Annotated in this window: 17 protein-coding genes and 1 pseudogene; 14 read left to right on the plus strand and 4 right to left on the minus strand. The window is 71.9% G+C overall.

The features are described 5' to 3' along the window. The first annotated feature begins 55 nt into the window (after positions 1-55). The 12 genes from MXD57_RS10060 (at position 56) to MXD57_RS10115 (ending at position 10,288) form a co-directional block, all read left to right on the plus strand. Positions 56-619, plus strand: coding sequence for a GNAT family N-acetyltransferase (locus tag MXD57_RS10060; RefSeq protein WP_250400992.1), 564 nt, complete (start codon positions 56-58; stop codon positions 617-619). Between the two features lie 202 nt (positions 620-821). After that, entirely contained in the window at positions 822-905 is an 84-nt protein-coding gene (locus MXD57_RS31985; RefSeq protein ID WP_310739661.1) for a putative leader peptide, read from the plus strand. A 130-nt stretch (positions 906-1,035) separates the two neighbouring features. Next, positions 1,036-2,736 (plus strand): nitrite/sulfite reductase, encoded by a 1,701-nt coding sequence (locus tag MXD57_RS10065; RefSeq protein WP_250400993.1) that lies wholly within the window; start codon positions 1,036-1,038, stop codon positions 2,734-2,736. Further along, positions 2,733-2,915 (plus strand): hypothetical protein, encoded by a 183-nt coding sequence (locus MXD57_RS10070; RefSeq protein WP_250400994.1) that lies wholly within the window; start codon positions 2,733-2,735, stop codon positions 2,913-2,915. The genes MXD57_RS10065 and MXD57_RS10070 overlap by 4 nt, the downstream gene beginning before the upstream one ends. Next, a complete protein-coding gene (locus MXD57_RS10075; protein ID WP_250400995.1) occupies positions 2,912-3,622 on the plus strand; it encodes a phosphoadenylyl-sulfate reductase in 711 nt (236 codons plus the stop codon). Before MXD57_RS10070 ends, MXD57_RS10075 begins: the two co-directional genes overlap by 4 nt. Positions 3,623-3,705: 83 nt before the next feature. Then, positions 3,706-4,242 carry an adenylyl-sulfate kinase gene (gene cysC / locus MXD57_RS10080; RefSeq protein ID WP_308290683.1) on the plus strand — a complete coding sequence of 179 codons (537 nt, stop codon included), beginning with the start codon at positions 3,706-3,708 and terminating at the stop codon, positions 4,240-4,242. After that, positions 4,239-5,183, plus strand: coding sequence for a sulfate adenylyltransferase subunit CysD (gene cysD / locus MXD57_RS10085; RefSeq protein WP_250400996.1), 945 nt, complete (start codon positions 4,239-4,241; stop codon positions 5,181-5,183). The genes cysC and cysD overlap by 4 nt, the downstream gene beginning before the upstream one ends. A 2-nt stretch (positions 5,184-5,185) precedes the next feature. Next, a complete protein-coding gene (locus MXD57_RS10090) occupies positions 5,186-6,520 on the plus strand; it encodes a sulfate adenylyltransferase subunit 1 (RefSeq protein ID WP_250400997.1) in 1,335 nt (444 codons plus the stop codon). Positions 6,521-6,774: 254 nt separating this feature from the next. Beyond that, a complete protein-coding gene (locus MXD57_RS10100; protein ID WP_284505347.1) occupies positions 6,775-7,842 on the plus strand; it encodes an aliphatic sulfonate ABC transporter substrate-binding protein in 1,068 nt (355 codons plus the stop codon). 34 nt (positions 7,843-7,876) lie between these two features. Next, complete coding sequence (locus tag MXD57_RS10105) at positions 7,877-8,662, plus strand: ABC transporter ATP-binding protein (RefSeq protein ID WP_250401000.1); 786 nt, start codon at positions 7,877-7,879, stop codon at positions 8,660-8,662. Then, entirely contained in the window at positions 8,649-9,533 is an 885-nt protein-coding gene (locus MXD57_RS10110; protein ID WP_250401001.1) for an ABC transporter permease, read from the plus strand. The genes MXD57_RS10105 and MXD57_RS10110 overlap by 14 nt, the downstream gene beginning before the upstream one ends. 5 nt (positions 9,534-9,538) lie before the next feature. Beyond that, the gene (locus MXD57_RS10115) at positions 9,539-10,288 is read left to right on the plus strand and encodes a sirohydrochlorin chelatase (protein WP_250401002.1); all 750 of its coding nucleotides are present in this window, start codon (positions 9,539-9,541) and stop codon (positions 10,286-10,288) included. Between the two features lie 38 nt (positions 10,289-10,326). Here MXD57_RS10115 and MXD57_RS10120 read toward each other — a convergent pair whose 3' ends face one another. Both MXD57_RS10120 and MXD57_RS10125 read right to left on the minus strand, forming a co-directional pair. Beyond that, positions 10,327-10,623, minus strand: coding sequence for a hypothetical protein (locus MXD57_RS10120; RefSeq protein ID WP_250401003.1), 297 nt, complete (start codon positions 10,621-10,623; stop codon positions 10,327-10,329). A 411-nt stretch (positions 10,624-11,034) separates the two neighbouring features. Continuing rightward, positions 11,035-11,553 (minus strand): annotated as a pseudogene (locus MXD57_RS10125) (DUF1697 domain-containing protein). Between the two features lie 432 nt (positions 11,554-11,985). Between MXD57_RS10125 and MXD57_RS10130 the strand changes: the two are divergent. Next, positions 11,986-14,235: an MMPL family transporter gene (locus tag MXD57_RS10130; RefSeq protein WP_250401004.1), complete on the plus strand. Its 2,250-nt coding sequence runs from the start codon at positions 11,986-11,988 to the stop codon at positions 14,233-14,235. A 60-nt stretch (positions 14,236-14,295) separates the two neighbouring features. On the opposite strand, the gene mgt is transcribed toward MXD57_RS10130, so the two are convergent. Then, the gene (gene mgt / locus MXD57_RS10135; RefSeq protein ID WP_374114677.1) at positions 14,296-15,474 is read right to left on the minus strand and encodes a macrolide-inactivating glycosyltransferase; all 1,179 of its coding nucleotides are present in this window, start codon (positions 15,472-15,474) and stop codon (positions 14,296-14,298) included. Between the two features lie 223 nt (positions 15,475-15,697). On the opposite strand from mgt, the gene MXD57_RS10140 reads away from it, so the two are divergent. Next, positions 15,698-16,561, plus strand: coding sequence for a phosphotransferase enzyme family protein (locus MXD57_RS10140; protein WP_250401006.1), 864 nt, complete (start codon positions 15,698-15,700; stop codon positions 16,559-16,561). A gap of 515 nt (positions 16,562-17,076) precedes the next feature. On the opposite strand, the gene MXD57_RS10145 is transcribed toward MXD57_RS10140, so the two are convergent. After that, entirely contained in the window at positions 17,077-17,541 is a 465-nt protein-coding gene (locus MXD57_RS10145; RefSeq protein ID WP_250401007.1) for a hypothetical protein, read from the minus strand.

Below are 17,541 nucleotides of genomic sequence, written 5' to 3' on the forward strand. Positions count from 1 at the left end.
GACCCGGCCGATCGACAATCGACAGACGGGCCGCCGGGATGGTTCGCTGGCCCGCATGAGCAGCGTCACCGTCACCACCTGGTCCCTGGAGCAGAACTCCCCGGCCGACCTCCTGCCGGCCGCCGCCCCCGAGGGCGACGTCCGGATCGTCCGCGCCGAGGTCCCCTCCCCCGAGTTCAGCCGCTTCCTGTACGCCTCGGTCGGCGGCGACATCCGCTGGACGGACCGGCTCGGATGGACCTACGCGCGGTGGCAGGAGCACCTGGACCGTCCGGGCGTCGAGACCTGGGTGGCCTACGACCGGGGCACCCCCGCCGGATACGTCGAACTGGAGGCGCAGGACGAGGGCGTGGTCGAGATCCTCTACTTCGGCCTGATCCCGGCCTTCCGCGGCCGCCGCATCGGCGGCCACCTGCTCTCGTACGGCACGGCCCGCGCCTGGGACCTGGCCGAGCGGTGGCCAGGGCGGGCGCCGACGAAGCGGGTGTGGGTGCACACCTGCAGCAAGGACGGCGAGTTCGCCATGGCCAACTACCAGCGGCGCGGGTTCCTGCTGTTCGACACCGTGGTGGAACGGGAACCCGAGGTGGCGACGCCCGGCCCGTGGCCCGGAGCCTGAGCCCCGGAACACCGGGGCCCCGAGTCCTGGACCCCGGCCCCCCGGACCCCTGGACCGGGCCCCGAGGGACTCGCCACCGGGCCCCGCGGCCTCACCGCCCCGGAGAGTGACCCACAACACTCCGTCTCGCCATTCAGAATAGTTCCGTCCATATTACGGACGAAGGTGGACTGGCCGGAGATCCGCGTGACACGCTTCCGTCATGCCTGGAACTGGAATTGCCTTGGTGAGTCGGCGGCACGTCGACCTCGGCCGCATGTCCAGCGCCATCTGTCCGGCGAGCTGACAGCACCAGCACCGCCGATCTCCCCGCACTTCCCCCCCCTGCTGCGCAATGACGCGCGGGCATGCCTCCGTGCGCCCGCACGCGCAGGTCAGAGCCACGCTTTCCGCCTGTCCCGAAGGACGTGTCACCCATGGCCGCCACCCCCCAGAACCCCGCCGCCTCCGCGCCCCGCCGCAAGGTGAGCCGTCACCGTGGCGAGGGTCAGTGGGCCGCAGGCCACTTCACCCCGCTCAACGCCAACGAACAGGCCAAGAAGGACGACGACGGTCTCAATGTGCGGACACGCATTGAGACGATCTACTCCAAGCGGGGCTTCGACTCCATCGACCCCGGCGACCTGCGCGGCCGCATGCGCTGGTGGGGCCTGTACACTCAGCGCAAGCCCGGGATCGACGGCGGCAAGACCGCGATCCTGGAGCCGGAGGAGCTGGACGACGAGTACTTCATGCTCCGGGTGCGTATCGACGGCGGGGCGCTCACCACGCGGCAGCTCCGGGTCATCGGCGAGGTCTCGCAGGAGTTCGCGCGGGGCACCGCGGACATCACCGACCGGCAGAACGTCCAGTACCACTGGATCCGCATCGAGGACGTGCCCGAGATCTGGAACCGGCTCGAGGGCGTCGGCCTGTCGACCATCACCGCGTGCGGCGACACCCCGCGTGTCATGATCGGCTCGCCGGTCGCGGGCATCGCCGAGGACGAGATCATCGACGGCACGCCGGCGCTGGAGGAGATGAAGCGCCGGGTCCTCAACAACAAGGCGTACTCGAACCTCCCCCGGAAGTTCAAGACGGCCATCTCGGGGTCGCCGCTGCTGGACGTGGTGCACGAGATCAACGACGTGGCGTTCGTCGGTGTACGGCACCCCGAGCACGGGCCGGGCTTCGACCTGTGGGTCGGCGGCGGCCTGTCCACCAACCCCAAGCTGGGCGTGCGGCTCGGCGCCTGGGTGCCGCTGGACGAGGTCGCCGACGTCTACGAGGGCGTCGTCTCGATCTTCCGTGACTACGGCTACCGCCGGCTGCGCACCCGGGCCCGGCTGAAGTTCCTGGTCGCCGACTGGGGCCCGGAGAAGTTCCGCCAGGTGCTGGAGGACGAGTACCTGGGCGGCCGCAGGCTGATCGACGGTCCCGCGCCCGAGCAGCCGGTGCGGCAGTGGCGCGACCACATCGGGGTGCACCGGCAGAAGGACGGCCGGTACTACGTGGGGTTCGCCCCGCGCGTCGGCCGGGTCGACGGCGCCACCCTCACGAAGATCGCCGACCTCGCGGAGGCGCACGGCTCGGGGCGGGTCCGCACCACGGTCGAGCAGAAGATGATCGTCCTCGACGTCGAGCAGGACCAGGTCGACGCGTTGGTCGAGGGCCTGGAGTCGCTGGACCTCACCGCCCGGCCGTCCTCCTTCCGGCGCGGCACCATGGCCTGCACCGGCATCGAGTTCTGCAAGCTGGCCATCGTGGAGACCAAGCAGCGCGGCGCGCAGCTCATCGACGAACTCGAGCGCCGCATGCCGGACTTCGACCAGCCCATCACCATCAACCTGAACGGCTGCCCGAACGCCTGCGCCCGCATCCAGGTCGCGGACATCGGCCTCAAGGGCCAGCTCGTCCTGGACGACGACGGCAACCAGGTCGAGGGCTACCAGGTGCACCTCGGCGGCGCGCTCGGCCTGGAGCCGGGCTTCGGCCGCAAGGTCCGTGGCCTGAAGGTCACCTCGGCGGAGCTGCCCGACTACATCGAGCGGGTCCTCAAGCGCTACGAGGCCGAACGCCAGGACGGCGAGCGCTTCGCCGCCTGGGCCGCCCGGGCCTCCGAGGAGGCCCTGTCATGAGTGAGCGGGCGGCGCCCTTCTACTGCCCGTACTGCGGTGACGAGGACCTGCGGCCCGGCGAGCAGGGCCACGGCGCCTGGGAGTGCGGGGCATGCAACCGGGCATTCCAGCTCAAGTTCCTGGGGCTGCTGGCCCGGGGCCTGAGGCGAGCCGACGACCAAGGGGGAGACGGAGCATGACCACGGCTCAGCAGGAGCGCACGGCCGAGGAGTTGAGGCGGCTCGCCGAGCAGGCGGGCCGGGACCTGGAGGACGCCTCCGCGCTGGAGATCCTCCGGTGGGCGGTCGACACCTTCGGAGCGGAGTTCTGCGTCACGTCCTCGATGGAGGACGCGGTGGTCGCCCACCTCGCCTCCCGCGCCCGCAAGGGCGTGGACGTCGTCTTCCTCGACACCGGCTACCACTTCCCGGAGACCATCGGCACCCGGGACGCCGTGGAGGCCGTGATGGACGTCAACGTCATCACCCTCACCCCGCGGCAGACGGTCGCCGAGCAGGACGCGGAGCACGGTCCGGAGCTGCACGACCGCGACCCCGACCTGTGCTGCGCGCTGCGCAAGGTGAAGCCGCTGGAGGAGGGCCTGAAGGGCTACCGGGCCTGGGCGACCGGACTGCGCCGCGACGAGTCCCCGACCCGGGCGGACACCCCGGTCGTCGGCTGGGACGAGAAGCGGCAGAAGGTCAAGATCTCGCCCATCGCCCGCTGGACCCAGGACGACGTGGACGCCTACGTCGCCGAGCACGGGGTCCTCACCAACCCGCTGCTGATGGACGGTTACCCCTCCATCGGCTGCGCGCCCTGCACCCGCCGCGTCCTGGAGGGCGAGGACGCGCGTGCCGGCCGCTGGGCGGGGCGCTCCAAGACCGAGTGCGGGCTGCACGGATGACGGAGCTCACAGCTACGCACACCGCGCCCACAGATCCGGCTGCTACTGATTTCCCCGAAGCCCCCGACACCCTGGAGAACCACGTGACCACCGGAGCCACCGTCTGGCTCACGGGCCTGCCCAGCGCCGGCAAGACCACCATCGCGTACGAGCTGGCCGGCCGGCTGCGCGCCGAGGGCCACCGCGTCGAGGTGCTCGACGGCGACGAGATCCGCGAGTTCATCTCGGCGGGCCTCGGCTTCGGCCGCGAGGACCGGCACACCAATGTGCAGCGGATCGGCTTCGTCGCCGAACTGCTCGCCCGCAACGGTGTGAAGGCGCTGGTCCCGGTGATCGCGCCCTATGCGGACAGCCGTGAGGCCGTGCGCGGGCGGCACGCGGAGAACGGGACGCCGTACCTGGAGATCCATGTGGCGACCCCGGTCGAGGTGTGCTCGGTGCGGGACGTGAAGGGGCTGTACGCCAAGCAGGCGGCGGGTGAGCTGTCGGGGCTGACGGGCGTGGACGACCCCTACGAGGAGCCCGAGGCACCCGACCTGCGGATCGAATCGCAGCACCAGACCGTGCGGGAGTCCGCGGTCTCGGTGCATGCCCTGCTCAGTGAGAGGGGACTGGCATGACGACCGTCGCCGAGACCGCGACGGGCGGCGAGGGTACGGACGCTCCGTACGCCCTGTCGCACCTGGACGCGCTCGAGTCCGAGGCGGTGCACATCTTTCGCGAGGTCGCGGGCGAGTTCGAGAACCCGGTGATCCTCTTCTCCGGCGGCAAGGACTCGATCCTCATGCTGCACCTCGCGCTGAAGGCGTTCGCGCCCGCCTCGATCCCCTTCTCGCTGCTCCATGTGGACACGGGACACAACTTCCCCGAGGTACTGGAGTACCGCGACCGGGTGGTCGCCGAACATGGGCTGCGGCTCCATGTGGCGTCCGTGCAGGACTACATCGACCGCGGTGTGCTCAAGGAGCGTCCCGACGGCACCCGCAACCCGCTGCAGACCCTCCCGCTGACGGAGAAGATCCAGGGCGAGCGGTTCGACGCGGTGTTCGGCGGCGGCCGGCGCGACGAGGAGAAGGCCCGTGCCAAGGAGCGGGTGTTCTCCCTGCGGGACGAGTTCTCCCAGTGGGACCCGCGCCGGCAGCGCCCCGAGCTGTGGAACCTGTACAACGGGCGGCACGCCCCGGGCGAGCACGTCCGTGTCTTCCCGCTGTCCAACTGGACCGAGCTGGACGTCTGGCAGTACATCGCCCGCGAGGGCATCGAGCTGCCGGAGATCTACTTCGCCCACGAGCGCGAGGTGTTCCGCCGGGCGGGGATGTGGCTGACGGCCGGCGAGTGGGGCGGCGCCAAGGACGGCGAGACCGTCGAGAAGCGCTTGGTGCGCTACCGCACGGTCGGCGACATGTCCTGCACCGGCGCCGTCGACTCCGAGGCGACCACGCTGGACGCCGTCATCGCCGAGATCGCCGCGTCCCGGCTCACCGAACGGGGCGCGACCCGCGCCGACGACAAGCTCTCCGAGGCCGCGATGGAAGACCGCAAGCGCGAGGGGTACTTCTGAGCATGAGCATCACCACGACCGAGACCCTCTCGGAGACCACCCTGCTGCGGTTCGCCACCGCCGGCTCCGTCGACGACGGCAAGTCCACGCTCGTCGGACGGCTGCTGCACGACTCCAAGTCGGTGCTCACCGACCAGCTGGAGGCCGTGGAGCGGGCGTCCGCGAGCCGCGGCCAGGACGGTCCTGACCTGGCACTGCTCACCGACGGCCTGCGCGCCGAGCGGGAGCAGGGCATCACCATCGACGTGGCCTACCGGTACTTCGCCACGCCCCGGCGCCGCTTCATCCTCGCCGACACCCCCGGCCATGTGCAGTACACCCGCAACATGGTGACCGGCGCCTCCACGGCCGAGCTCACGGTCATCCTCGTCGACGCCCGCAACGGAGTGGTCGAGCAGACCCGCCGGCACGCGGCGATCGCCGCTCTGCTGCGTGTGCCGCACGTGGTGCTCGCGGTCAACAAGATGGACCTGGTCGGGTACGAGGAATCCGTCTTCGCCACGATCGCCGAGGAGTTCACCGCCTACGCCACCGAACTGGGCGTCCCGGAGGTCACCGCCGTCCCGATCTCCGCGCTGGCCGGTGACAACGTGGTGGAGCCGTCCGCGAACATGGACTGGTACGGCGGCCCGACCGTGCTGGAGCACCTGGAGACGGTCCCGGTCAGCCACGACCTGGCGCACTGCCACGCCCGGCTCCCCGTGCAGTTCGTGATCCGGCCGCAGACCACCGAGCACCCGGACTACCGGGGCTACGCCGGCCAGATCGCCGCCGGCACCTTCCGGGTCGGCGACTCCGTCGCCGTGCTCCCGTCCGGGCGTACCACCCGGATCTCCGGCATCGACCTGCTCGGCGACCCGGTCGACGTGGCGTGGACGACGCAGTCGGTGACGGTCCTGCTCGAGGACGACATCGACGTCTCGCGCGGCGACCTGATCGTGCCGGCGAAGGACGCCCCCGCCGTCACCCAGGACGTGGAGGCGACCGTCTGCCATGTCGCCGACCAGCCGCTGGTCGTCGGGCACCGGGTGCTGCTCAAGCACGGGACCCGCACGGTCAAGGCGATCGTCAAGGACATCCCGTCCCGGCTCACGCTCGACGACCTCTCCCTGCACCCGCACCCCGGGCAGCTCGCCGCCAACGACATCGGCCGGGTCAAGATCCGCACCGCCGAGCCGCTGCCGGTCGACTCCTACGCGGACTCGCGCCGCACCGGCTCCTTCATCCTGATCGACCCGAACGACGGGACCACCCTCACCGCCGGCATGGTCGGCGAGTCGTTCGCCTCCCCCGAGCCGGTCAACGACGAGCCCGAAGACGACGGCTGGGACTTCTGACCATGAACTCCCCCGACTTCTACTCGATGTTCGCCAAGGAGGGCGGCCGCATCGGCAGCGGCGCCCTGGGCAGCGGGCAGGGCGGAGTGGGCCGATGTGTGCGATGACGTACGCGCACCGCATGCGCGCCCAGCGACGAAGACCCCCTGCCGGACTCCCGGCCACGGCCTGAGAGGCCCGTGACCGCCGGGCCGACGAGAGGAACACCTCCCGTGCCTGTCAGTTCCACCCCGCTTCGCCGCGGCCTGGCCTCGATGGCGGCCCTGCCCCTGCTGGCGCTCGCGGCCTGCGGCTACGGGTCCGAGGCCAAGGACGACCACGCCGGCGCCCGGATCGCCGCCGGAGCCGAGAAGACCGACGGCCTGGACTCCGTGCGGATCGGCTACTTCGGCAACCTGACCCACGCGACCGCGCTGGTGGGCAACCAGAAGGGCTTCTTCCAGAAGGCGCTCGGCGCGACCAGGGCCGACTACCAGGTGTTCAACGCCGGCCCGTCCGAGATCGAGGCGCTGAACTCGGGTTCGGTCGACATCGGCTGGCTCGGCCCCTCCCCGGCGATCAACGGCTACACCAGGTCGAACGGCAAGAACCTGCGCATCATCGGCGGTTCGGCCTCCGGCGGGGTGAAGCTGGTCGTGAACCCCGAGAAGATCAAGTCCCTGAAGGACGTCGAGGGCAAGCGGATCGCGACGCCCCAGCTCGGCAACACGCAGGACGTGGCCTTCCTCAACTGGGTCGCGGAGCAGGGCTGGAAGGTCGACGCGCAGAGCGGCAGGGGCGACGTGTCCGTGGTGCGCACCGACAACAAGGTGACCCCGGACGCCTACAGGGCCGGCTCCGTCGACGGCGCATGGGTGCCGGAACCGACCGCGTCCAAGCTGGTCGCCGAGGGCGGCAAGGTGCTGCTGGACGAGTCCTCGCTGTGGCCCGGCGGGAAGTTCGTGATCACCAACATCGTCGTGTCGCAGAAGTTCCTGAGGGAGCACCCGAAGGCGGTCGAGGCGGTGCTGAGGGCATCGGTCGACACCAACGCGTGGATCAACGCCCATCCGGACGAGGCCAAGGCCGCGGCGAACAGGCAGCTCGGCGTCGACTCCGGCAAGGAACTGCCCGGCGACGTCCTGGACCCGGCCTGGAGGTCGATCCGGGTCACCGACGACCCGCTGGCCGCGACCCTCCGCACCGAGGCGCGCGACGCGGCCGAGGCGGGCCTCCTGGAGGACCCGGAGCTGAAGGGCATCTACGACCTCGCCCCGCTGAACAAGGTTCTCGAGGCCAAGGGTGAGAGCACCGTCGACGACGCCGGTCTGGGCGTCGGCTGACTTACGGATCCGAGCGTCCCAGGAGGTGACGACCATGGCAACCGCCCTCGCCAAGGCCGAACAGGCACAGACGGTCGAGTACGCGGCGCGCATCGAGCGCGTTTCGAAGTCCTTCGCCGGCCCGGCCGGCCAGCAGCTCGTCCTCGACGACATCTCACTCGATGTCGCGCCGGGCGAGTTCGTCACCCTCCTGGGTGCCTCGGGCTGCGGCAAGTCGACGCTGCTGAACCTGGTCGCGGGGCTCGACCGGCCCACCACCGGCAGCATCGCCACCCACGGCCGCCCCGCCCTGATGTTCCAGGAGCACGCCCTGTTCCCGTGGCTGACCGCGGGCAAGAACATCGAACTCGCGCTGAGACTCAAGGGCGTTCCCAGGGCCGAGCGGCGCGGCAGGGCCGAACGGCTCCTCGAACTGGTACGGCTGCAGGGCGCGTACGGCAAGCGGGTGCACGAGCTGTCCGGCGGTATGCGACAGCGCGTGGCCATGGCCCGGGCGCTCGCGCAGGACAGCCGGCTGCTGCTGATGGACGAGCCGTTCGCCGCGCTGGACGCCATCACCCGCGACCTGCTGCACGACGAACTGACCCGGATCTGGACGGAGACGGGACTGTCCGTCCTGTTCGTCACGCACAACGTGCGCGAGGCGGTGCGGCTCGCGCAGCGGGTGGTGCTGCTGTCCTCCCGCCCGGGCCGGGTGGCCCGCGAGTGGCGGGTGGACATCCCGCAGCCGCGGCGCATCGAGGACGCCCCGGTCGCCGAACTGTCCCTGGAGATCACCGAAGTACTGCGTGGGGAGATCCGCCGCCATGGCCAGCACTGAGACGGGGACCGCCCCGGACGCGGGAAGCGTCGAGGCGGGTCTGGACGCCCTGGAGACCGCCGTGGCGGGCCGGCCTCCGTTCCGGCAGACCTTCGTCCGCAAGATCCTTCCGCCGGTCGTCGCCACCGCGGTGGTGCTGGTGGTCTGGCAGGCGCTGATCTCCCTCAGGATCGTGGACGATCCGACGAAGCTGCCCTCCCCCGCCGATGTGGGCGGCGAGTTCCGGCGGGCCTGGCTGGAAGGAAAGCTGCTCGGCTACATCTGGACCAGTGTCTCGCGCGGCCTGCTGGGCTTCCTGTTCGCGCTCGCCATCGGCACCCCGCTGGGGCTGCTGGTGGCCCGGGTGAGGTTCGTGCGCGCGGCCATCGGCCCGGTGCTCTCCGGTCTGCAGTCACTGCCGTCGGTGGCCTGGGTGCCGCCCGCGGTGATCTGGCTGGGCCTGGACAACCGGATGATGTACGCGGTGATCCTGCTCGGTGCGGTGCCGTCGATCGCCAACGGCCTGGTGTCCGGGATCGACCAGGTACCGCCGCTGTTCCTGCGGGCGGGCCGCACGATGGGCGCGACGGGCCTGAAGGGCGCCTGGCACATCGTGCTGCCGGCCGCGCTGCCGGGCTACACGGCCGGCCTGAAGCAGGGCTGGGCCTTCTCCTGGCGCTCGCTGATGGCGGCGGAGATCATCGCCTCCTCCCCCGATCTCGGCATCGGTCTGGGCGCGCTGCTGGAGAACGGCCGCAACGCCAGCTCCATGTCCATGGTGTTCGAGGCGATCTTCCTGATCCTGTTCGTCGGCATCGCCATCGACCTGCTGGTCTTCTCCCCGCTGGAGCGGTGGGTGCTGCGCAGTCGTGGCCTTCTGGTGAAGAGCTGATTCCCGTGCACGGCAAGCCGGTTCGACCCGTCCTGTTGGTGGTGGCCCACGGCAGCCGCGACCCGCGGCACGCGGCGACGGTGCACGCCCTGGTGGAGCGGGTGCGTTCGCTGCGGCCCGGCCTGCGCGTGGAGACGGGCTTCCTGGACTTCAACATCCCGTCCGTGCAGGGGGTACTGGAGTCCCTGGCCGCGGAGGGGGTGCGGGACGTGGTGGCCCTGCCGCTGCTGCTGACCCGCGCCTTCCACGCCAAGGCCGACATCCCGGCGGTCCTGCGGAACGCGCCGCGCGGCCTGCGCATCCGCCGGGCCGAGGTGCTGGGCCCGTCGCCGCTGCTGCTGTCGGCGCTGGAGCGGCGCCTGTACGAGGCCGGGCTGACGCCCGCCGACAAGTCCTCGACCGGGGTCGTGCTGGCCTCGGCGGGGTCCTCCGACCCGGAGGCGATCGCGGTGATCGCAGACATCGCGCGGGAGTGGTGGCACACCGGTTGGTGCGCCGTGCGGCCCGCGTTCGCCTCCGCATCCCTTCCCCGCACCGAGGACGCGGTCCGCGAACTGCGCGCCCTCGGCTGCGAGCGGGTCGCCGTGGCGCCCTACATCCTGGCCCCCGGCTTCCTGCCGGACCGCATCGCACGCGGCGCGGCGGACGCCGACGTCCTGGCGGACGTCCTGGGCCCGGCCCCCGAGGTGGCGCGGCTCCTGCTGGACCGCTACGACACCGCGGGTCTGCCGGCCCGGGCCGCCCTGGGCGCCTGACCCGACGCCGGACCCCGTGGCGGCGGGGCCCGGTCCGTTCACAGGTCCAGCAGGCGCACCAGTTGCTGGGTGAAGGCGAGGCTGCCGGTGCCGGCCGGGGCACCGATGCTGATGGCCTCCAGGCTCGATCGGATACGGCCCCGGTTGGGCGGGCCGCCGTCCGCCGCGGCCTCGTCCAGCGCGGCCATGATGACCTCGCCGTGCACCACGAGTCCGGGGAGTTCGGCGTGCAGCGCCTCTAGGAGTCCCTCGGCGAGCCGGAAGACGGTCTCCGGATCGGGTCCGTGGTCGCTGCCGGCGTGGCCGTTGATGTTGCCGTGGTAGTACGTGCTCATCGTCCTGTCCTGACTCCTGGTCTGGGAGGGGCCGTACCGGGCTGGGATCCGGGAGCGCCGACGTTGCCCATGCGGCGGGCCCGGGGCCTGTGCAGGAGTCTGGTGGTGCTCCCCCCATGCCTGCGGACTGGGCCGAAAATAGTCACCCGTACGAGTGATTCGCGCCCATTGACCAGGCCGGACACTCCCGACGGAACGGACGGCCGGCCCGCGTGGGGAACGGAGCGCGCCCGTACCGGGTCCCTGGGGGGCCGGGCGCTGCGCGGGCGCGCCGGGACCGCCGGCCGCGGTCCGGCGTTCCCCTGTGACGTCGGACCACGGCCGGTACCTCGTTCTGCGTCCGGTCCCGCGGATGCGTCACCGGCACAGGACGTCCCTGGCGCCTCAGGGGCGCTAATCGGCCACGCTCCCTCACTCGTCGGCGGCGGTCGGTTCGACGAGGCTCAGCACCGTGTTCCGGTTGCGGCTGGTGGCGATCAGCCCCTTGGCGGGGCGGGGACTCGGCGAGCCTGGAGCGGCCCGGGCCGTCCGGGGCGCAGAGGGAGAGAGCGGTCTTCGGGGCGGAACTCCTCGGGAAGGTGCGCTGCGGAGTCGATCCCCTCCAAGCGCCCGGGAGTGACCGGTGCGTAGACGTAGGTGCCGTGGAGCTGTCTCGCCGTCAGTTCGGCGGCCGGGAACGGGCACGCCTCGGCCACCGTCCGCAGATGGACGTGACCGCGCACGATCACGTCCACCACGAAGCCGGACCGCTTCTCGATCGCCCGGGCCGACTCGGCCGCCAGGAAGTCCTCGTCGCCGCGCCCGGCGCTGAACACGCCCTGGCCGCCGTGCGGACGGGTGCCTGGGACCGGTGTGACCGAGGCCGGTCAGGATCGGGCGGAGACCGGCCAGCGGGAGTTTCTTGCCGCCACCGACGTCGATTCCGCGCAGCGGCGCGGCACAGGTCGTCGTCGGGACAGGCTGGAGCGGCCGCCGTGCCCCGTGGGGGCGGGCACGGCGGCCGGACCCGGAAGGACCGGGGTTGCGCGAAACTCTGGCCGATCAAGGGGCCCCGGTTCAACCTCTACACGCACCTGTGACTTGTTCAACAAGGTTTCGTCATCACAAAGTGGATCTTCGGCGGCGGATCGGACACGGCCCTCCGACCGCCGGCCTCCCCCGGGCGGCTCCCCTGAGGCGGGTCCCCGGGTAGCCCCGAAAGATGTAAGGGCCTGCCGTCCTCCCCAGCGGTGACGCGGGCCGGCGCCACTTCACCGGGCAGTACGACGAGACCTCCGCGCCGGGCCCATACCGTCGAATCGGAAGCGAGCGAGGACGTGGCGGCAGGGGGCCGTCACCGCATACGAGGGGGGAAAGCCCGTCATGGGGAACACGGACGTGCGCGTGCGGGGACTGGCCGCGCGCGCCGGGAGTTGGAGCGCCCGGCACCGCTGGGCCGCCGTCGGCGTATGGGTGCTGTTCGTCGTCCTGGCCATGGGGCTCGGTTCGGCGGCCGGCCGGGTCGACGTGGACGAGAGCGACCAGCTCAAGGGCGAGACACACACCGCGGCGAAGATCATCGAGGACGCGGGCATCGAGCAGCCGGCCGGGGAGACCGTACTGGTCCAGTCCCGGGACGGCGCCCTGAAGGCGACGAGCGGCGAGTTCCGGGCCGCCGTCGACGACGTGGTCGAGGCCGTCGGCCGCACCGGGAAGGTCACCCATGTGACCTCCCCGTACGACACGCGCACCATCTCCCGGGACGGCCGTACCGCACTCGTGCAGTTCGACATGCGCGGCGACGCGGAGACCGCCGCCGACCGGGTCGAGCCGGTACTGGACGCCGTCGCCGGGGTGGCGAAGGCGCACGACGGCCTGCGGATCGAGGAGATCGGCGGCGCCAGCATGAGCAAGCAGTACCAGGACGCCTTCGGGGACGACTTCCAGAAGGCCGAGTACTCGGCCGTGCCGGTGGCCCTCGGCATCCTGCTGATCGCGTTCGGCGCCCTGGTGGCCGCGCTGCTGCCGGTGGCCCTGGCGGTCACCGCGATCATGGCCACGATGGGTCTGATGGGCCTCGTCAGCCATGTCCAGCCGATGAGCGACACCGCCAACTCCGTGATGCTGCTGGTCGGCATGGCCGTCGGCGTCGACTACTGCCTGTTCTACCTGCGCCGGGAGCGCGAGGAGCGGGACGCCGGCCGGGACGCGGGCGCCGCCCTGCGCATCGCGGCGGCCACCAGCGGCCGCGCGATCGTGGTCTCCGGGGTCACCGTGTGCGTGGCGATGGCCGGCATGCTCTTCACCGGGCTCGCCGAGTTCGAGGCGATGGGCCTGGCCTCGCTGATGGTGGTCGCCGTCGCCATGGTCGGCTCGGTGACCGTGCTGCCCGCGCTGCTCTCCCTGCTGGGCGAGCGGGTCGAGAAGGGCCGTATCCCCCTCCTGGGCCGCCGGCGCCGGCGCGGCGGCAACGGCGAGAGCCGCTTCTGGACCGCCGTGCTGCGCCGGGTGCTGGCCAGGCCGCTGGTCTCCGTCCTCGTCGCGGCCGGCGCGCTGCTCGCCGTCACCGCGCCCGCGCTCGGCATGAAGACCCAGCAGCTCACGCTGGACCAGGAGTTCGGTGACTCGCTGCCGATCGTGCAGACCTACGACCGGCTCAACGAGGCCTTCCCGGGCGGCTCCGAGCCCGCCCAGGTGGTCGTCGGCGCCAAGGACATCGGCGCCCCGGAGGTACGGCGGGCACTGGCCGACTTCAAGCAGCGGGCCATCTCCTCGGGTGCCTCGCGCGGCCCCGTCACCGTCGAGGTGCACCGGGCGCAGAACGTCGCCCTCGTCTCCGTGCCGCTGGTGGGCGGCTCGGACATGGACCGCGCGGTCAAGAGCCTCGACAAGCTGCGCGACGAGGTGCGGCCCGCCACCCTCGGCAAGGTGGAGGGCGTCCGGGCGCCGATCACCGGGCAGGTCGCGGGCAACCACGACTTCAACGACCAGCTCGTCGGCTCCGTCGTCCCGGTCTTCGTGTTCGTGGTCGTCTTCGCCTTCCTGCTGATGCTGCTGTCGTTCCGCTCGCTGACCGTCGCGATCACCTCGATCGTGCTCAACCTGCTGTCGGTGGGCGCCGCCTACGGCATCCTCGTCGCCGTCTTCCAGCACGGCTGGGGTGCCTCGCTGGTGGGCGCCGAGGGCGTCGGCGCCATCGTCACCTGGCTGCCGCTGTTCCTCTTCGTGATCCTGTTCGGCCTGTCCATGGACTACCACGTGTTCGTGGTCTCCCGGATCCGCGAGGCCCGGCTGCGCGGCCGCAGCACCAAGGACGCCATCCAGCACGGTGTGGTCACCACGGCCGGGGTCGTCACCAGCGCCGCCGTCATCATGGTCGCCGTGTTCGCGATCTTCGGCACGCTGTCGATGCAGTCCATGAAGCAGATGGGCGTCGGCCTGGCCGCCGCCGTCCTGATCGACGCGACGGTCATCCGCGGGGTGCTGCTGCCGGCCGTGATGGCACTGCTCGGCGAGCGCAACTGGTACCTGCCGAAGTGGCTGCACCGGATGCCGGACCTCACCCACGACGAGTCGCCGGAACCGGCCGCGCCGGCCCCGGTCCGCGACGAGGGCGAGCGGCTGACCGTCTGACACCACCCACGAACGCGGGGGCCCACCGGTCTTGGGGAACCGGTGGGCCCCCGCCCGTGCTCAGCGTGCGGGCAGTTCCGCCTCGATCAGGTCGGCCGCGCGCCGGGCGCCGCCCTCCGCGGCCATCTCCGCCCGGATCTCCGCCAGCCGGCGGGCGACCCCGGGGTCGCCGGTGAGCGCCAGGGCGGCCTCGCGGAGGCGGTCGGCGGTGGCCTCCTCGATGGGCAGGTGCCGGGCCACGCCGAGGGACTGGAGCACGTCGGCGTTGCCGAACTGGTCCACGGCCTGGGGCACGGCGATCATCGGCGTGGCGGTGGCCAGCCCCTCCTGACTGCCGCCGGCGCCGGCATGCGTGATGAACAGGTCGGCCTGCCGCAGGATCGCCAACTGCGGTACCCAGTGGTGCACTTCCACGTTCGCGGGAATATCGCCCAGCTCGGCCCGGGTCACCTGGCCGCCGACCTGCAGGACGAGGTGCCAGCCGGGCAGGTCGCCGAAGGCGCGGACGCACTCGCGGTAGAAGGCAGGCCGTCTGGTGAACGCCGAGCCGAGGGAGACGAGGACCACCGTTGCGGCGCCGGCGGGCCGCCGCCAGTCGCCCTGGTCGGCCCGGTCGCCCTGACACGCGCCCACGAAGCTGTGCACACGCTCGTCGACGCGGTCGGCGTGCGGCTGGAGGGCCTTCGGGATGAGGACGAGGGAGCGGCCGGGCCGCCCGACGAAGGGGTCGGGGTGCTCGGTGATCCCGTTCTCCGTGAGCCAGGCCCGGAACCGGGCGTAGTATGCCCGGCCGCGCTCGGTCTCCCGGGGTTCCGCCCACATCGGCTCGGCCACCTCCTCCTCGTAGCCGTCCCAGGCGACGAGGTTCGGGGAGAGGGAGATCGCCGGGACACCCCAGCGGCGGGCGAGCACACGGGCCGGGTAGGAGGTGATGTCGTGCAGCACCAGGTCCGGTTCGTCGCCCTCGTAGGCCTCGATGAGCTGCGGGAGGGCCTGTACGGCGTCGTTCAGGAAGGGTTCCACGTTGTCCAGCAGGGTGGTTCCCCAGGCCGCGGGATCGGCGTCGGGGCCGGGCAGCGTGGAGTGGTAGGGCACGGGCCGGGCGCCGGTCGCGGCCACCTTCGCGGCGAAGACCGGCGGGATGGCGTACGTGACCCGGTGGCCGCGGGCGACGAGTTCGCGGATCACCTCGAGGTTCGGGTTCACATGGCCGTGGGCGGCGACGGAGAACATGGCGATGTGGGCGGGGCGGGCATGACGGTGAGGCTAGGCGAGACGAGACGTCTCGTTCAAGCGCATTGACGGCGCAGGCCCGGCGCCGGCGGCGGGCCGGCCCCGGGTCGCCGTCCCCGGCCGCCCGCACCGGACCGATCGGCAGCGGCACTCCCCGACCTGCGCGAATGGGAGACTGGCCGCGGGCCACGACGGCCGGGACGGTACGCGGAGGGCACGGAGGCGGACGATGGACGAGGCACGGGCGCGGGACGTACTGGCCGCGGCGAAGGTCCTGCCCGGCCCCGCGGAGGACGCGCGGCTCATCGCCCTCGGCGAGAACGCGGTGTTCGCCGCCGGCGAGCTGGTGGTCAAGGTGGGCCGGGACGCCGAACTGCTGGACCGGGCCCGGCGCGAGCTGGACATCGCCGCTTGGCTGGCCGGGGCGGGCGTGCCCGCGGTGCGGGCCGCCGAGCCCGAACCACTGCTGACGGAGGGGCACCCCGTCACCGTCTGGCACCGGCTGCCGGATCCCGTGCGGCCGGCCGGCCCCCGGGACCTGGCCGGCCTGCTGCGGACCGTGCACGCGCTTCCGGCGCCTCCCTTCGCGCTGCCGCCCCGGGATCTGCTGGACGGCGTGGAGCGCTGGCTGCGGCTCGCGGGCGAGGCGATCGACCCCGGGGACGCAGCGTTTCTGCGCGAGCGCAGGGACGGGTTCGCCGCCGCGGCGGCGGCGCTGACGCCCCGTCTGCCCCCCGGGCCGATCCACGGGGACGCCCTGCCCCGCAACGTCCACGTGGGGCCGGACGGGCCGGTCCTGGTCGACCTGGAGACCTTCTCCGCGGACCTGCGCGAGCACGACCTGGTGGTGATGGCCCTGTCCCGGGACCGCTACGGGCTGCCCGCGGAGGCGTACGACTCCTTCGTCTCGGCGTACGGCTGGGACGTGCGCGAATGGGAGGGCTGCCCGGTACTGCGGGGCGCCCGGGAAACGGCGAGCTGCGCGTGGGTGGCCCAGCACGCACCCGCCAACCCGAAGGCGCTGAGCGAGTTCCGCCGCCGGGTGGGCTCGCTGCGCGCCGGGGACGAGGCGGTGCGGTGGCATCCGTTCTGAGCCGCCCGCGGTGCCCCCGGCACATCGTGCGGGTCTCCGCGAGCGGCTGCGCACAGCGCCCCGAAGGGAAGTGACCGCCCGGTGCGGCTGCGCCGGTCACCGTTCTCCCTGATCGCCGCCACCGTCGTCGGGCCTCACGGCCGCCGCCGTCCACCTGCCGGCCACAACGGCACCACCGCCCCGACCGGCTGTGATCAAAAACCACGACCGCTGCGCCCGACAGCACCCACCGTACCGATCCGATTACCAAGAGTTGCGGGATCTCACCGAGAAGGGCCTACTGAAGCCAGGGGGACCTCACAAGGCTCGGAACAGGGAGCAATCAGCATGAGCCCCAAGCGCAAGACGACCTGGCAGCTTGAACCAGCAGCTCAAGGCAGACCCAAGAGCCTCCGCAGGCTCGCCGTGATCGCAGCGGCGGTCACAGTCGCGGTAGGAACCCCTGCGGCGGCGGTCGCCACCGGCATGACCTCCCGGTCCGACACAAGGTCCGCCACAAGGTCCGCCACCGACACTCACTGCGACCCCAGCAAGCCGAAAACCGTTTCGGGCGGTGACTGCCCGACGAAAAGCCCAAAACCTACCGTTACCGTGACACAGACTGTCACCGCCCCGGTGACCGCGACAACCACCGCGACGCCTCCGCCCGTGACCGCGACAACCACCGCGACGCCTCCGCCCGTGACCGCGTCAGCTGTCGTGACGCCTCCACCGGTGACCGCGGTAGCTGTCCTGCTGCCTCCGCCGGTGACCGTGACAGCCAACGGGCCGGGGACATTTCTCGCGACGCCTCCGGCGATGACCGCGTCAACCACCGTGACACCTCCGCCGGTGACCGCGTCAGCTGTCGTGACGCCTGCGCCGGTGACCGCGACGACTACCGTGACGCCTCCGCCGGTGACCGCGACGACTGTCGTGACGCCTGCTGCGGCTCTCGCCCGATCGAGCGATTGAACTGCGAAGACGCCCCCGGGTCGCAT

The organism is Streptomyces cellostaticus, from assembly GCF_023630175.1.
In the GTDB taxonomy this organism is placed as follows: Bacteria; Actinomycetota; Actinomycetes; order Streptomycetales; family Streptomycetaceae; genus Streptomyces; species Streptomyces cellostaticus_A.

Bases quoted from the DNA above. Each gene is read 5' to 3' on its own strand.
- MXD57_RS10060 (WP_250400992.1), top strand. From the start codon at position 56: ATGAGCAGCGTCACCGTCACCACCTGGTCCCTGGAGCAGAACTCCCCG.
- MXD57_RS31985 (WP_310739661.1), top strand. From the start codon at position 822: ATGCCTGGAACTGGAATTGCCTTGGTGAGTCGGCGGCACGTCGACCTC.
- MXD57_RS10065 (WP_250400993.1), top strand. From the start codon at position 1,036: ATGGCCGCCACCCCCCAGAACCCCGCCGCCTCCGCGCCCCGCCGCAAG.
- MXD57_RS10070 (WP_250400994.1), top strand. From the start codon at position 2,733: ATGAGTGAGCGGGCGGCGCCCTTCTACTGCCCGTACTGCGGTGACGAG.
- MXD57_RS10075 (WP_250400995.1), top strand. From the start codon at position 2,912: ATGACCACGGCTCAGCAGGAGCGCACGGCCGAGGAGTTGAGGCGGCTC.
- cysD (WP_250400996.1), top strand. From the start codon at position 4,239: ATGACGACCGTCGCCGAGACCGCGACGGGCGGCGAGGGTACGGACGCT.
- MXD57_RS10090 (WP_250400997.1), top strand. From the start codon at position 5,186: ATGAGCATCACCACGACCGAGACCCTCTCGGAGACCACCCTGCTGCGG.
- MXD57_RS10100 (WP_284505347.1), top strand. From the start codon at position 6,775: ATGGCGGCCCTGCCCCTGCTGGCGCTCGCGGCCTGCGGCTACGGGTCC.
- MXD57_RS10105 (WP_250401000.1), top strand. From the start codon at position 7,877: ATGGCAACCGCCCTCGCCAAGGCCGAACAGGCACAGACGGTCGAGTAC.
- MXD57_RS10110 (WP_250401001.1), top strand. From the start codon at position 8,649: ATGGCCAGCACTGAGACGGGGACCGCCCCGGACGCGGGAAGCGTCGAG.
- MXD57_RS10120 (WP_250401003.1), bottom strand. From the start codon at position 10,623: ATGAGCACGTACTACCACGGCAACATCAACGGCCACGCCGGCAGCGAC.
- MXD57_RS10130 (WP_250401004.1), top strand. From the start codon at position 11,986: ATGGGGAACACGGACGTGCGCGTGCGGGGACTGGCCGCGCGCGCCGGG.
- MXD57_RS10140 (WP_250401006.1), top strand. From the start codon at position 15,698: ATGGACGAGGCACGGGCGCGGGACGTACTGGCCGCGGCGAAGGTCCTG.
- MXD57_RS10145 (WP_250401007.1), bottom strand. From the start codon at position 17,541: ATGCGACCCGGGGGCGTCTTCGCAGTTCAATCGCTCGATCGGGCGAGA.